Origin of the sequence: Halomonas sp. KG2 (assembly GCA_030440445.1) — a bacterium.
Taxonomy (GTDB): Bacteria; Pseudomonadota; Gammaproteobacteria; order Pseudomonadales; family Halomonadaceae; genus Vreelandella.
In genome coordinates, this window is sequence record CP098528.1 from 4,060,344 (window position 1) to 4,074,269 (window position 13,926).

Annotated in this window: 12 protein-coding genes; 8 read left to right on the top strand and 4 right to left on the bottom strand. The window is 54.5% G+C overall.

The annotated features are described in order from the left end of the window. Positions 1-77 precede the first annotated feature (77 nt). Positions 78-2,120: a phenylacetic acid degradation bifunctional protein PaaZ gene (paaZ, locus tag NDQ72_18580; GenBank protein ID WKD28018.1), complete on the top strand. Its 2,043-nt coding sequence runs from the start codon at positions 78-80 to the stop codon at positions 2,118-2,120. A gap of 109 nt (positions 2,121-2,229) precedes the next feature. On the opposite strand, the gene NDQ72_18585 is transcribed toward paaZ, so the two are convergent. The 4 genes from NDQ72_18585 to NDQ72_18600 all read right to left on the bottom strand — a co-directional run bounded on the left by NDQ72_18585 (position 2,230) and on the right by NDQ72_18600 (position 6,053). Continuing rightward, positions 2,230-3,525, bottom strand: a complete 1,296-nt coding sequence (locus NDQ72_18585; protein WKD28019.1) for a TRAP transporter large permease — start codon at positions 3,523-3,525, stop codon at positions 2,230-2,232. After that, the gene (locus tag NDQ72_18590) at positions 3,518-4,060 is read right to left on the bottom strand and encodes a TRAP transporter small permease (GenBank protein WKD28020.1); all 543 of its coding nucleotides are present in this window, start codon (positions 4,058-4,060) and stop codon (positions 3,518-3,520) included. The genes NDQ72_18585 and NDQ72_18590 overlap by 8 nt, the downstream gene beginning before the upstream one ends. Positions 4,061-4,089: 29 nt before the next feature. Continuing rightward, positions 4,090-5,178, bottom strand: coding sequence for a TRAP transporter substrate-binding protein (locus NDQ72_18595; GenBank protein WKD28021.1), 1,089 nt, complete (start codon positions 5,176-5,178; stop codon positions 4,090-4,092). A gap of 386 nt (positions 5,179-5,564) precedes the next feature. Further along, complete coding sequence (locus NDQ72_18600; protein ID WKD28022.1) at positions 5,565-6,053, bottom strand: MarR family winged helix-turn-helix transcriptional regulator; 489 nt, start codon at positions 6,051-6,053, stop codon at positions 5,565-5,567. Between the two features lie 478 nt (positions 6,054-6,531). Between NDQ72_18600 and NDQ72_18605 the strand changes: the two genes are divergently transcribed. The 7 genes from NDQ72_18605 to NDQ72_18635 all read left to right on the top strand — a co-directional run bounded on the left by NDQ72_18605 (position 6,532) and on the right by NDQ72_18635 (position 13,915). Next, entirely contained in the window at positions 6,532-7,500 is a 969-nt protein-coding gene (locus NDQ72_18605) for an MBL fold metallo-hydrolase (GenBank protein ID WKD28023.1), read from the top strand. 76 nt (positions 7,501-7,576) lie between these two features. Continuing rightward, on the top strand, positions 7,577-9,307 hold the full coding sequence (locus NDQ72_18610; protein WKD28024.1) for an FAD-dependent oxidoreductase: 1,731 nt from the start codon (positions 7,577-7,579) through the stop codon (positions 9,305-9,307). Further along, entirely contained in the window at positions 9,294-9,491 is a 198-nt protein-coding gene (locus NDQ72_18615) for a DUF2783 domain-containing protein (GenBank protein ID WKD28025.1), read from the top strand. The genes NDQ72_18610 and NDQ72_18615 overlap by 14 nt, the downstream gene beginning before the upstream one ends. A gap of 68 nt (positions 9,492-9,559) precedes the next feature. Next, entirely contained in the window at positions 9,560-10,867 is a 1,308-nt protein-coding gene (hmgA, locus tag NDQ72_18620) for a homogentisate 1,2-dioxygenase (GenBank protein ID WKD28026.1), read from the top strand. A 36-nt stretch (positions 10,868-10,903) separates the two neighbouring features. Beyond that, a complete protein-coding gene (locus tag NDQ72_18625) occupies positions 10,904-11,923 on the top strand; it encodes a fumarylacetoacetate hydrolase family protein (GenBank protein ID WKD28027.1) in 1,020 nt (339 codons plus the stop codon). Positions 11,924-11,944: 21 nt separating this feature from the next. Beyond that, positions 11,945-12,589 carry a maleylacetoacetate isomerase gene (gene maiA, locus NDQ72_18630; GenBank protein WKD28028.1) on the top strand — a complete coding sequence of 215 codons (645 nt, stop codon included), beginning with the start codon at positions 11,945-11,947 and terminating at the stop codon, positions 12,587-12,589. A gap of 135 nt (positions 12,590-12,724) precedes the next feature. After that, complete coding sequence (locus NDQ72_18635; GenBank protein WKD28029.1) at positions 12,725-13,915, top strand: multidrug effflux MFS transporter; 1,191 nt, start codon at positions 12,725-12,727, stop codon at positions 13,913-13,915. Positions 13,916-13,926: the final 11 nt, after the last annotated feature.

Below are 13,926 nucleotides of genomic sequence, written 5' to 3' on the forward strand. Positions count from 1 at the left end.
GCCCACCTACTTCCAAGCCGGCGACTGCGTCGGCTTTGTTTATCCTTATACCCACAAGACAGGCGGGAGAACACACAATGCCAGTTTTGCAAAGTTACATCGCAGGCCAGTGGTTCGGACAAACCGAGTCCAAAGCCCTTGTCAGCGCTATTAACGGCACCACCGTTGCGCATACCCATCAAGAAGAGATCAATTTCCGCGAAGCAGTGGCGTACGCCCGAAACACCGGTGTGAAGAACATTCTGGCACTGGATTTCCAGCAGCGTGCCGCCATTCTTAAGGCGCTGGCCGCCTATATCCAAGAGCGTAAGCGTGAGCTCTATGCCATCTCTCACCATACCGGTTGCACCAAGGCCGACTCCTGGATCGACATCGACGGTGGTTTTGGCACCCTATTCACTTACGCTTCCACTGGTCGTAAGGAACTGCCCTCCGGCAATGTGGCCCATGAAGGCCCAGTGACGCAATTAGGCAAAGAGAACCACTTCAACGGCACCCATATTCTGGTACCCCGTCGCGGCGTCTCGGTGCATATCAATGCGTTCAACTTCCCTATCTGGGGTATGCTGGAGAAGTTCGCGCCCGCCTTTCTGGCAGGCATGCCGTGTATCTTTAAACCGGCCACTGCGACGAGCTACCTGACCGAAGCAGCCGTACGCGTCATCAATGATTCTGGCCTGCTACCGGAAGGTGCGCTGCAACTGGTGATTGGTGGAGCCGGTGACCTGCTAGACCACCTGGATGAGCAGGACTTTGTCACCTTTACCGGCTCGGCAAGCACTGCCCTAATGCTGAAAAGCCACCCGAATATCATGGCCAAGAGCATTCCGTTCAACGCCGAAGCAGACTCGCTCAACAGCGCGATTATGGCGCCAGATATTAGCCCGCAAGACGAAGAGTTCGAGATCTTTGCTAAAGAAGTAGTCAAAGAGATGACCGCTAAGTCAGGCCAGAAATGCACCGCGATCCGCCGAATTTTAGTGCCCGCCGAGCATCTCGATGCATTGGCAGACACAATCACAGCGCGCCTTGCCAACATCGTCGTCGGCGATCCTCATCAAGAAGGCGTGCGCATGGGCGCACTCTCTTCCCGTGACCAGTTGAGAGACGTTAATCATGCAATCGAACAGCTGCTAGAAACCAGTGAGTGCGTCTTTGGCAGAGACGGCAGCTTCAAGCCTGTTGGCCAGGAGGTGGAAAACGGCGCATTCATCTCTCCCCACTTACTGATCAACCGCCAGCCACTGAACGACGGCGGCGCCCACGACATCGAAGCCTTTGGCCCCGTCGCCACGCTAATGCCTTATCGCGGCATTGACGAAGCCTTGACCATCGCCGCCAAGGGCAAGGGCAGCTTGGTAACCACGCTGACCACCAAAGACCCCGCTATTGCTGCTGAAATGATCCCTGTGCTGGCCGCCCAGCATGGCCGCCTGCAGATTTTGGATGCCCAGGCAGCCAAGGAGTCCACGGGTCACGGCTCTCCGCTACCGATGCTCAAGCATGGCGGGCCCGGCCGCGCAGGCGGTGGCGAGGAGCTTGGTGGCATTCGTGCTGTTCACCACTATCTACAACGCACCGCGATCCAGGGCTCTCCGACCATGCTCGCGGCAGTCACAGGGGAATATGTGCGTGGCGCGAAGGTGATCGAGAACGATATCCATCCGTTCCGCCGCCATTTCGATGACCTGCAGGTTGGCGAGTCGCTGCTAACCCACCGCCGCACCGTCACTGAAGCCGACATCGTCAATTTTGGCTGCCTGTCCGGCGACCACTTCTACATGCACTTCGACGACATTGCCGCTAAAGAGACCCAATTTGGCCAACGCATTGCCCACGGCTACTTTGTGCTGTCGGCAGCTGCTGGTTTGTTCGTTTACCCAGGCGAAGGTCCCGTACTGGCGAACTACGGCCTGGATACGCTGCGCTTTATTACGCCTGTGCTGGTTGGCGACACCATCCGCGCCCGCCTCACCTGTAAGCGTAAGATTGACCAGGGTCGGGCATCTCCCGACGGCCACCCGCAAGGCGTGGTGATGTGGGACGTGGCGGTGACCAATCAACATGATGAACTAGTCGCCAGCTACGACATCCTAACTTTGGTCGCCAAGCGGCAGTAACGGCTCAGCCGACAGAGCCTGATAAAGAAGTAAGCAACAAAAACGGATGACAGGGCATACGCTCTGTCATCCGTTGGTTTAGCGAGAAAGTTAAGAGAACCGTGCCGTTTTAATACATCAGTCGCGGTAGGAAAAGCACGATCGCAGGGAAGATAAGCACCAACAGTGCGCGTAGGGTACCCGCGACCCAGAACGGGGTGACACCGCGGAAGATCGTGCCAGTAGATACGTCCGGTAAGACGGCCCTAAGTACGAACACGTTCATCCCAACGGGAGGTGTTATCAGGCTAATCTCAATGACGATAACGACCAGAATGCCAAACCACACCAAGTCGTAACCCAGCCCCGCCACAACCGGGAAAAATACCGGCACGGTGAGCAGCAGCATCGACATACTTTCGAACACACAGCCCAGTACGACATAGATCGCGATAATCACCAGAATGACCACAAAAGGCGCAACATTCAGGCCATTCACCAGTGCCAGCAGGTCGCCAGGCAGCCCCGCACGGTTGATGAAGTTGGCGAAAATCAGCGCCGTTAGCACCACAGCAAACAGCATCGCGGTGGTGCGCACGGTGTCCATTAACACGTTCATTAACACTTGTGGGGTCAGCGCCCGACGCATTAGCGCGATTAAGAAAGCGCCCATTGCACCGATACCGGCTGCTTCCGTAGGCGTAAACACCCCGAGGTAAATACCGCCAATCACGAGTACAAACAGTGCTAACGTACTGCCGACGCTTTTTAGTGCTTTGATCCGTTCTGGCCATGGCACTTTCTCTGCCGCAGGGCCAGCGGAGGGATCACGCCAAAGCACCCACTTGATGGCACCAATATAAAGAAAGATGCCAAGAATGCCGGGGATAAAGCCAGCGGCAAAAAGCTCGCGGATACTGGTTTCGGTCAGGATCCCATAAATCACCAGCATGACGCTGGGCGGTATCAAGATACCCAAGGTGCCACCCGCCGCGATGGAAGCGGCAGCCAGTGAATCCTTATAGCCATATTTACGCATTTGCGGCATGGCGACTCGACCCATGGTGGCACACGTCGCTAAGCTCGATCCGCATATCGCGCTAAAACCACCGCAAGCGACGATGGTCGCCATTGCCTGACCACCCTTGCGGTGACCTAGAAAACCATTTGAGGCTCGAAACAAGGCATCGGATAGGCCTGCATGAGAAACAAAGTTACCCATTAGAATGAACAATGGAATCACCGACAGGCCATAATCCATGGCGGTATCGACTACTCGGCGCGCCGCCATTGCTTCGGCAGCATTCCAGTTACCCGTTAATAGATAGAACCCAGCGAAACCAACGATTCCCATCGCGAACGCCAGTGGCACACGCAGGAATACGAGTATCAACAATACTGCGAAACCGTACAACGCTTCAGTCATGGGGCTCTCCTATACTTAATGGGCCACCTTTTTCGATTACCTTAAGCCCCTCAAGCAGGTAGAAACCGGCTCGTATAAGGGTCAGTAGTGCTGAAAGCGCGAGCATGATGGCGATCAGACCGATCAGATAGCCATAGGGAATACGCAAAAATTCCGTCACATCTCCCCATGAAAAAGCGCGTTCTGCCAGTGCCCATACACGCTGCGCCATCACCCAGAGAGCCGCCGTTACGATCAGATTGACGATCACCTCACGTAGCCAGATAAGTTTTGCAGGAAACACCGCATCGAGCAGATCAACGCTGACATGCTCTTGACGCCAACAAACGACTGGCAGCGACAGGAATACCAATGCCGCCAACATCAGTTGGGTTAATTCAATAGCACCTAGAATGGGGGAATTAAAAAAGTAGCGGCCGCCTACGTCAGCAGTGGTCAACAGCATCATGCCAAAGAGGGTAGCGCCAGCCACCCCCTCTAACATCAACTGCAGCACCCGACTAACGCGCGTAGCACGTGCCATTTGGGTTTGCATGGTCACTCTCCATCTAGCGCCAGTGGGGGTTACTGTGTGTCGTCTGGTACTGATTCGCCAGACACTAATTCATCTGGTACTAGGCTACTGACGCTCTCTTCTTCCGCTGCAGCGATAAGCTGCTCGCGATAGAACTCGATAGCGGCCATCGCATCAACGTTGCGGTTTTCTGAAACAGATTCAGCCCACTCGGCAATCATGCTGTCACTCATGCTTTTCAGCGTATTGAGATCTTCGTCACCGAGTTCGGTAAAGGTATGGCCAAGCTCTTCGGCAAAGTCGACGCCTCGGACATCCACAACATCCATCATGTAACCAAACAAACGAGACAGGCGCTCACCAGAGACAGATTCAACAGCTTCACGATCTTCGGGCGACATTTCATCCCAGATCATCGGGTTGACGACGATGGTGAAGCTACCGCGGTAGAAACCGCCGTCTACCGTGAGGGTATAGGGGAAAATCTCTGCGACACGGAAGCTGCGCAGACCTTCTGGAACAAGCATGGCCCCATCGATGACGCCCTGAGAACCCGCTTCATAAACGCCTGTGGGCGGCAAGGCGACACCGGTCAGCTCCAGGGCATTGGAGAGATCCCCCATCACGCCACCGCCAACGCGAATACGCTTACCTTTAAGGTCTTCTAAGGTTTCATACTGCTCGCTGCTGAAGATCCAGCCAGGCCCGTGGACACCAGCAGCCACAACATCTACGCCACGATGTTCACCCGCGGCTGCCAGGTACTCTTGGTGTGTGTGCCAATAGGCACTTGAGGCATTTTCTGATGAGAACTCTTGAAAGGTGGGAAACTCCGGCAATTTAGTTAACTGGAAGCGACCAGTGTTATAGCCATGAAAAACCCAGGTAGCATCAGCGATACCATCAGCGACCATTTCCATTTGTGACGCCGGGGGTCCCATATCATGTATCACGTCGACTGTTACGCGGCCTTCTGTGGCTTCTTCAATCCACGCTTTCCAGGTTGGCCAGACGATGGTGTTAATGCCGTGATTGGGGCCTGCCCAGGTACTCACGGTGATGGTCGTTTGCGCTAAGGCGGTGGTGCTCAGCGTTGCGGCGGCGATAGCGCCAATCATCAGGTTTGTTGTTTTATTCACTTTTCTTTCCTCTGGTCGTCACGAAGTCGAAGCGCAAAACATGATACTTTATTTTTATCTTTTTAAAATCTAGCGAATCACGTTATTTATCACAATGCCTACAGATACCTGGGCCATGCAACAACCCATCGACCAATAGATACTAATACTTAAGTATGAATCCCAAAATAGGGTTTAATTTACAAATATTTATATGGAAAAAAGCCACCTCTCCGAGTCACTATCAATGGCTCTTGGGGAATAATTTAGAATCCAGCTTTTGTTACACAAATCACATTTTCTTTGATATCAATGACACACCAGTGACGACATAGGGATATCGACATAGGGATATCGACATAAAGGTACCTTCTGCCATCTTGGCTTGTCTGTAGGATGTCTCGCTGTTAACCAATTCTCTCCAACTGCCGCTCAAGCTTGCGCATGGTATTGAGCAAGTCACGATATTCGCCAACGCTGAGGGTAGACACTAGGTCGGCTTCCCACGCCTGAGCTTCGGGCACTAGTTTATTAAGTAGCGCTTGCCCTACCTCTGTCAGATGTAAATCATGCAGTCGCTGATCTTGCTGGGATGGCGTGCGACTTATCAGCCCACGCTCTTCCAGCGACTGAATAGCCCGAGACACGCGCGCCTTATCCATATTGGTGTAGGCACACACCTTCTTAGCGGTTAAGTCATCACAGTGGCTTAACCACGCAAGCACGCGCCACTGGGCGATGTTGAGATCATAAGACTCGGCATATAGCTTCTCTAACGCCTGGCTGATGCGGTCAGCTAAACGGTTAAGCTGATAGGGTAAAAACTGGTTGAGATCTAGCTCTGCCCTGGCTGAAGACTCCAGAGGAGCATCGCTTGCTGCTTTATCCATCGTCATTGTGTTTCTCCTAGAGCCACCGTTTGTCAGGGGTGGTGATGATAAAAATCAGCACCATAGCTGGGAATATAGACACCAGCAACGCGCCCATCATACTGACCACCTTGAGGAAGAGAGTCCTCTTGGCTCCATCCAATAACGCTATTTCAAATAAAACGACTCACCGTTTACTGGCCTTTATCAAACAAAAATGTCATCAGCGTTAGGTTGCCAATGCTCAGGGCAAGCCCTGCCAGCATTAGCCAGAACAGTGCCGACAGATACTCTCTCATGCAACTAATTTGCCGATTTTAATTATTATACTTAGGTATTAGTTTGCAATAATCATCTGATTTATTGGGATTTATTGTCGATTTCATGCATAAGGACGGCTGGCTCGCCTATGGAGCGCTGGACATTTAGTTTCATTAGAAACTATCCTCCTGACATACAACAATCCAATAAACAGCTGAACCACCCTGTTAGCACCGGAGATACCATGAGTAAGAAATTCGCGTCCCATGCCGATACCGAAGAGAAACAGATCAGTTTCACTAAGCTGGCAGAGGGGCTCTATGCTTACACGGCTGAAGGTGACCCCAATACGGGCATAGTGATTGGCGATGACAGCGTGATGGTCATCGACACCCAGGCAACGCCGATCATGGCCCAGGATGTTATCCGCCGTATCCGCGAGGTGACTGACCTACCGATTAAGCATGTGGTCATGACCCATTACCATGCCGTGCGTGTTCTCGGCGCATCCGCATACGATGCCGAGAATATCTACGCGAGCCAGAGCACCTATGACCTGATTGTTGAGCGTGGTCAGCAAGATTATGAATCCGAGGTTGGCCGCTTCCCGCGTCTGTTCAAAGGAGTCGATTCTGTGCCTGGCCTGACTTGGCCAACCATCGTCTTCCAGGAAAAGCTGACGGTGTTTATGGGTGAGCGTGAGGTGCAGATCATTCACCTTGGCCGCGGACACACCAAGGGCGACACCGTCGTCTGGTTACCGAAAGAAAAAATCATGTTTTCCGGTGACCTAGTTGAGTATGGCGCCACCCCTTATACCGGTGATGCTTACCACGAGGACTGGCCTGCTACGCTTGATCGCCTACAGGCCATGCAGCCCCAGAAGCTGGTACCCGGCCGTGGCGATGCGTTGCAAACTGCCGAACAGTGCCAGGAAGCCATTCAGGGCACCCGTGACTTCTTGAGCGATATGTATGGCAGCGTCAAAGCAGGCAAAGCAGCGGGTAAATCACTCTCCGAGTGCTACGCCGAGACCTACGCGGTTCTGAAGCCTAAGTATGGCCACTGGGTCATCTTTGATCACTGCGTGCCTTTCGATATCACTCGCTGCTACGACGAAGCAGGCGGCGAATATCCAGATCCACGTATCTGGACGGCAGAGCGCGATACCGCCATGTGGCACTCCCTGCAGGACGCCGTCGAAAATCAGTAAGTGCTAACTAGAGACACCCACTGATCATGCCCAGCTGTCGGGTGTCATTCACCCGACAGCTGCAGGGGAGCAATAGATGCCAACAACCTATAAAAATCCTGTCTATCCTTACCGACGCCCGCCTGAGCTTGATGTTCAAGATGTTCGCCATTATCCGGTGGTGATTGTCGGTGCCGGACCTAGCGGCCTCGCCGCCGCTATCGATTTGGCTCAGCAAGGCATTCATTCGATTGTCCTGGACGACAACAACACCGTTAGCGTGGGGTCGCGGGCATTGTGCTTTGCCAAGCGTTCACTGGAAATTATTGACCGTTTAGGCTGCGTCGAGCCGATGCTTGAAAAAGGCGTCACTTGGCAACATGGCCGCGTCTTTTTCCAAGACCGCGAAGTCTATGACTTCAACCTGCTGCCAGAAGATGGCCACCGCATTCCCGCTTTTATTAACTTGCAGCAGTATTACTTTGAAGAGTTTCTGGTCAATCGCGCTCACGACTTTGCTGAGCAAATTGATCTGCGCTGGAAACATAAGGTCATTGATGTTGATGCTCAGCCTGATAGCACCGCCATTCAGGTGTCGACCCAGGATGGTGACTACTCACTGACCTGTGACTATTTGCTTGTTTCGGATGGTGCCAACAGCCGCATCCGCGACATGCTAGGCCTTGACTGCAAAGGCCAGGTATTTCAAGACCGCTTCCTGATTGCGGATGTGGTGATGAAGGCTGATTTCCCGACAGAGCGCTGGTTTTGGTTTGATCCGCCCTTCCATCCCAATCAATCGGTGCTGCTGCACAAAGAACCCGACAATGTGTGGCGTATCGACTTCCAGCTAGGCTGGGACGCTGATCCGGAAGAAGAAAAGAAAGAAGAGAACATTCGCCCGCGCGTGCAGGCGATGCTTGGCCCGGACGTGGAGTTTGAGCTTGAGTGGGCCAGTGTCTACACCTTCCGCTGCCGCAAGATGGATAACTTCATTCATCACAGCGTGATATTTATGGGCGACGCAGCTCATCAGGTATCCCCCTTTGGTGCCAGAGGTGCCAATGGCGCCCTTCAGGGTGTGGAGAACTTAGCCTGGAAACTGGCGCGTGTTCTCAAAGCCCAGGCGCCAAAAACACTGCTGTCCACGTATAACACCGAGCGCCAGCACGGTGCGACAGAAAACCTGCTTAACTCTACCCGCGCCACTGACTTTATTACCCCGAAGAGCCATATCAGCCAGGTATTTCGCGATGTGACGCTGGAGCTGGCGGAGAAACATGCCTTCGCACGTAGCCTAGTCAACAGCGGCCGTCTTTCCATGCCGTGTCGCTACGATAGCTCACCGCTCAATACGCCTGATGTTGATGGTGGCCCAAGCGAACTGCGTCCTGGTAGCTCGGCTAAGGACGCCCCCATTCGCCTGGGTGAGCAGAACGCTTGGCTACTCAATCAGTTGGGTAATGGTTTTGTACTGCTACTCGATGGCCGTATTGATGACGGTCACGCCACTGCGCCGTTAAGAGAGCTGAGCGAGCTGTTAGATCGCCACACTGACTTACGCCTTGTGGTGGTTGGCCCAGCTCCGGATGAGTTTGGCGCTCTACCGCGCACCACCGTGATAGACGATACCGAAGGGCTAGTGACACAACGCTACGGCCTGAAAGCGGGTGGCGGATACCTTATCCGTCCTGATCAGCACGTTACTGCTCGCTGGCACACCGTCACTGCCCACCAGGTTGAAGACGCATTAGACCGCGCGCTGGGCGTTTATCTTGCGGGTACCGCTGACACGACCTTTCAGGAGCGTTGCCATGCCAAGGCTTGAATTAAATCCCAACTTTACTGACCCGGATGCTTTTTACGCGGCACTCACCGCGCTACATCGCGACCGCAGCGAGGCAGAGAGCGAGCGCATCAATGCGCGCCTGATCCTGTTACTGGCTAATCATATCGGCGACCAAACCGTGCTCGAAGCAGCCATTTCCCATGCGGTTGGTGATGGCGATTAATCGCCGCGTCTTAGATCTCTAAAAGATAGATTTATTTAAGTAACGTCCAAACACAGCAGGTCTTAACAATGACTGAACAATTGCAATATCAGAACGGTTTCCATAATCACTTTTCAAGCGAAGCGCTGCCGGGTGCACTGCCAATTGGGCAAAACTCACCGCAAAAGTGTGCTTACGGCTTATATGCTGAACAACTCACTGGTTCCGCCTTCACTGCGCCTCGGCATCAAAACTTTCGTAGCTGGCTTTATCGCATTCGCCCTTCAGTTGTTCAGAGCGCGTATCAGCCACTGGAAAATAACAACGTACACACGGCCCCGTTAGAGAAGCCCGCCGCGGACCCCAACCAAATGCGCTGGGACCCGGTTGCGATACCGGATGCACCGACTGACTTTATCGATGGCCTGTTTACCATTGCAGTGAACGGGGATGCGGCCACCCAGGCCGGTGTGGGTGTGCATGTTTATACGTTCAATGAAGACATGACCGAACGTTTTTTCTACAACGCAGATGGCGAACTGCTCTTCGTTCCGCAGATGGGGGCTATTCGTCTACGCACCGAATTTGGTGAACTCGAGATTGATAACGGCGAGATTGCCGTTATTCCTCGCGGTGTGAAGTTCCAAGTGCGTAAAGCACAGGGTGTTGACGCTGCGCGGGGGTATATTTGTGAGAACTACGGCAGCCCTCTAGAACTACCCGGTCTCGGCCCCATCGGCGCCAACGGCTTAGCCAACCCGCGTGACTTCCAAAGCCCGGTGGCAGCCTATGAAGATCTGGAAGGTGATTACCGCTTAGTCGCTAAGTTCTCTGGTCGTTTCTGGGAAACAAAGCTCAACCATTCGCCGTTAGATGTGGTGGCGTGGCACGGCAACTGCGCGCCGTATAAATATAATCTCGCCAACTTCAACACCATCAATACGGTGAGCTTCGACCACCCGGATCCGTCAATCTTCACCGTATTAACGTCCCCCTCCGATACGCCGGGAATGGCCAATCTTGATTTTGTGATCTTCCCGCCGCGCTGGATGGTTGCCGAGAACACTTTCAGACCGCCCTGGTTCCATCGCAACCTGATGAGCGAGTTTATGGGGCTTATTCATGGCGAGTACGATGCGAAAGCAGAAGGCTTCACTCCAGGCGGTGCCAGCCTGCACAATTCAATGTCGCCCCATGGCCCCGATGCTGAAACATTTGAGAAAGCTTCCAACGCTGAGCTGAAGCCACAGTTCTTGGGGGATACCCTGGCCTTCATGTTTGAAAGCCGCTACTTCTTCCACCCAACCCCTGCGGCTCTGGAGGCTGACTTCCGCCAACGTGACTATGTGGATGTTTGGTCAACGCTGCGTTCGCACTTCAACCCAAACCAGCCGTAAAACTTATCGCCCCCTGACGACAAGGATTGAATGCCCATGAAACTTGCAACACTTAACAAAGGCCGCGACGGCGAACTTATCATCGTCTCTCGCGACCTCGCCCGTGCCGTAAGCGCTGTTGATATTACTCCCACGCTTCAAGCGGCCCTTGAAAGCTGGGAAGCCGTTAGCCCTCAGCTTGAAGAACGCTATGCGCAGCTAAACAATGGCAATGCCGACGGTGCTTTTGAGCTTGATCAGCGTGCGCTGCACTCTCCGTTACCGCGTGCCTATCAGTGGGCCGACGGCTCTGCCTACCTAAACCATGTCCAACTGGTACGTCAGGCGCGTAATGCTGAGATGCCCGAAACCTTCTGGACCGATCCGCTTATGTACCAGGGCGGTAGCGACTGCTTCCTGGCGCCCACCGAAGATATCGAAGCGGTGAGTGAAGAGCATGGCATCGACTTTGAAGGTGAGGTTGCGGTCATTACCGATGACGTGCCGATGGCCGTCACCCCCGAAGAAGCCGCCAAGCACATTAAACTAGTAATGCTGGTTAACGATGTCAGCCTGCGCGGCCTCATTCCAGGCGAACTCGCTAAAGGCTTTGGCTTTTTCCAAGCCAAGCCCGCCTCTTCTTTCTCGCCCATCGCGGTGACCCCAGATGAACTCGGCGATGCTTGGCAAGAAGGCAAAGTGCACCTGCCGCTGACCGTGCACCTGAATGACGAGAAGTTTGGCGAGCCAGAAGCGGGTCCCGATATGATTTTCAGCTTTCCACAGCTGGTTGCCCATGCGGCCAAGACCCGCTACCTCGGCGCGGGTGCTGTGATTGGTTCGGGTACTGTTTCCAACCCAGATCCCGATGGCGGCCCTGGAAAGCCGGTAGCTGACGGCGGCGTAGGCTATAGCTGCTTGGCCGAAGTACGCATGGTCGAGCAGATACTGTACGGCCAGGTGAAAACCCCCTTTATGCGCTTTGGCGACCGGGTGCGCATCGAGATGTTTGACCGCGATGGCAACAACATATTTGGCACCATCGATCAGCAAGTCGTGAAGTACCAACCAAAATAAAGCCAACACAAGGAAGGTAACATGACGACGCTTTACGGCTATTTCCGCTCGTCGGCTGCTTACCGGGTGCGGATCGCCTTAAACCTGAAAGGCCTGGACTACGATCAGGTTCCGATCAACTTGGTGAAAGGCGAGCAGCGGGGTGGCGACCATCTGGCGCGCAACCCTCAGGGGATGGTGCCTAGCTTAGTGCTGGATGATAACTCAGTGGTCAACCAGTCACTGGCGATCTGTGAGTATCTCGATGAGGTACACCCCAAGCCCGCGCTGCTACCGGCTGATGCCTTAGCGCGCGCAAGAGTTCGTGCGCTTGCCCAGTCGGTGGCTTGCGAGATTCATCCGCTCAATAACCTGCGGGTGCTCAAGTATCTCGTCGGTGAACTAGGGGTGGATGAGGCGGCCAAGTTAGCCTGGTATCGCCACTGGATTACCGAGGGCTTTGCAGCCCTGGAAGCAACGCTAGCGTCTGATTCCAACAGCGGCGACTTTTGCCATGGCGACACCCCAACGCTTGCGGATATCTGCCTGATTCCCCAGGTGTATAACGCAGAGCGCTTCGAGTGCGATTTGTCAGCCTACCCGACGATCCAGCGCATCGCTGCCAATTGTCGTGCGCTGCCAGCCTTCGAAAAAGCCGCACCCGAGGCACAGACTGACGCCAACTAAGCTGAAGCCAAGCCAAATAAAGCGATACGATTAAGTTATACTAAGCAGGCTAACATAAGCGGGCGTCTTTCCACTCGGGAAGGCGCCCGTCTCGTGTCCGAAGGGGCATCACATCCAACCAAAAGGAGTTAAGGGGTGCTAAAGCTGCCCTCTACCGCCACCGTCGTGGCACTGGCCGCGGTGACTGCACTTGGCCCACTGGCCACAGATATGTACTTGCCAGCCATGCCCGCGATGGCAGAAGCGCTGAATACTGGCCCAGACCGAATACAGCTGACCCTTAGCCTCTATATGGCTGGATTCGCGCTGGCCCAACTACTGTGCGGGCCAATCTCTGATCGCTTTGGCCGCCGCCCGGTGATGATCGCAGGGTTATCGCTGTTTCTCGCGGCGAGCCTACTGTGTGCCTGGGCGCCTAGCGTCGAGTGGTTGCTGGTAGGTCGCTTTCTACAGGCCTTCGGCGGTGCTGCTGGACCGGTATTAGCACGGGCATCGGTGCGTGATATTCATGGTCCGATCGAGGCTGGGCGCATTCTCTCCTATATGGCAAGCACGATGGCCCTCGCCCCTGCTCTGGCCCCTGTGGTGGGCGCGGGGTTACTGCTGTTTTTTGGCTGGGAATCGGTGTTCGTATTGCTGGCGCTCTACGCGGCAGTGATGCTGGCGGTACTGATATTTATGCTGCCCGAGCCGTTGGCGAAGGAGCGACGGCAATCGATTCACCCGAAAACAGTACTGGCTAATTTCCGCTTACTACTGACTCAGCGTGCCTTTATCGGCTACACCTTGGTGAATGCGGCCGCGTTCTCCGGGCTATTCGCGTACCTTTCGGGCTCATCTTTTGTACTCATCGAGTACCTGGGCGTCGCACCTACGTTGTATGGCGTGCTGTTCACACTGATCGTCGCGGGCTTCTTCTTCGGCACTCTGGTCAGCGGTCGCTACAGCCACCGCCTAGGTCGTGATCGCCTCGTTACCCTGGGCAGCGTAATCTGCGCAACTGGGGGCGTCGTCATGGCGGGCTTGGCCACCGTTGGCGTTCATCATCCGTGGGCGGTGGTGGGGCCGCATATGGTGTTTATGCTGGGGGTCGGCATTTTGATGCCACAAACAATGGCCGGGGCACTGGCGCCCAACCCTCAATGTGCGGGCGCAGCGTCTTCTTTGTTTGGTTTCCTGCAAATGACGATTGCCGCTGTGGTAGGTGGGTTAGTCGGGCAATTCCACGACGGCAGCTCGCGCACCATGGCCTTAACGATTGGGCTGATGGGGCTACTCGCCTTGCTAAGCCACTGGCTGCTGGTACGCCGCCACAAAGAGGCATAGTTGAATCAACT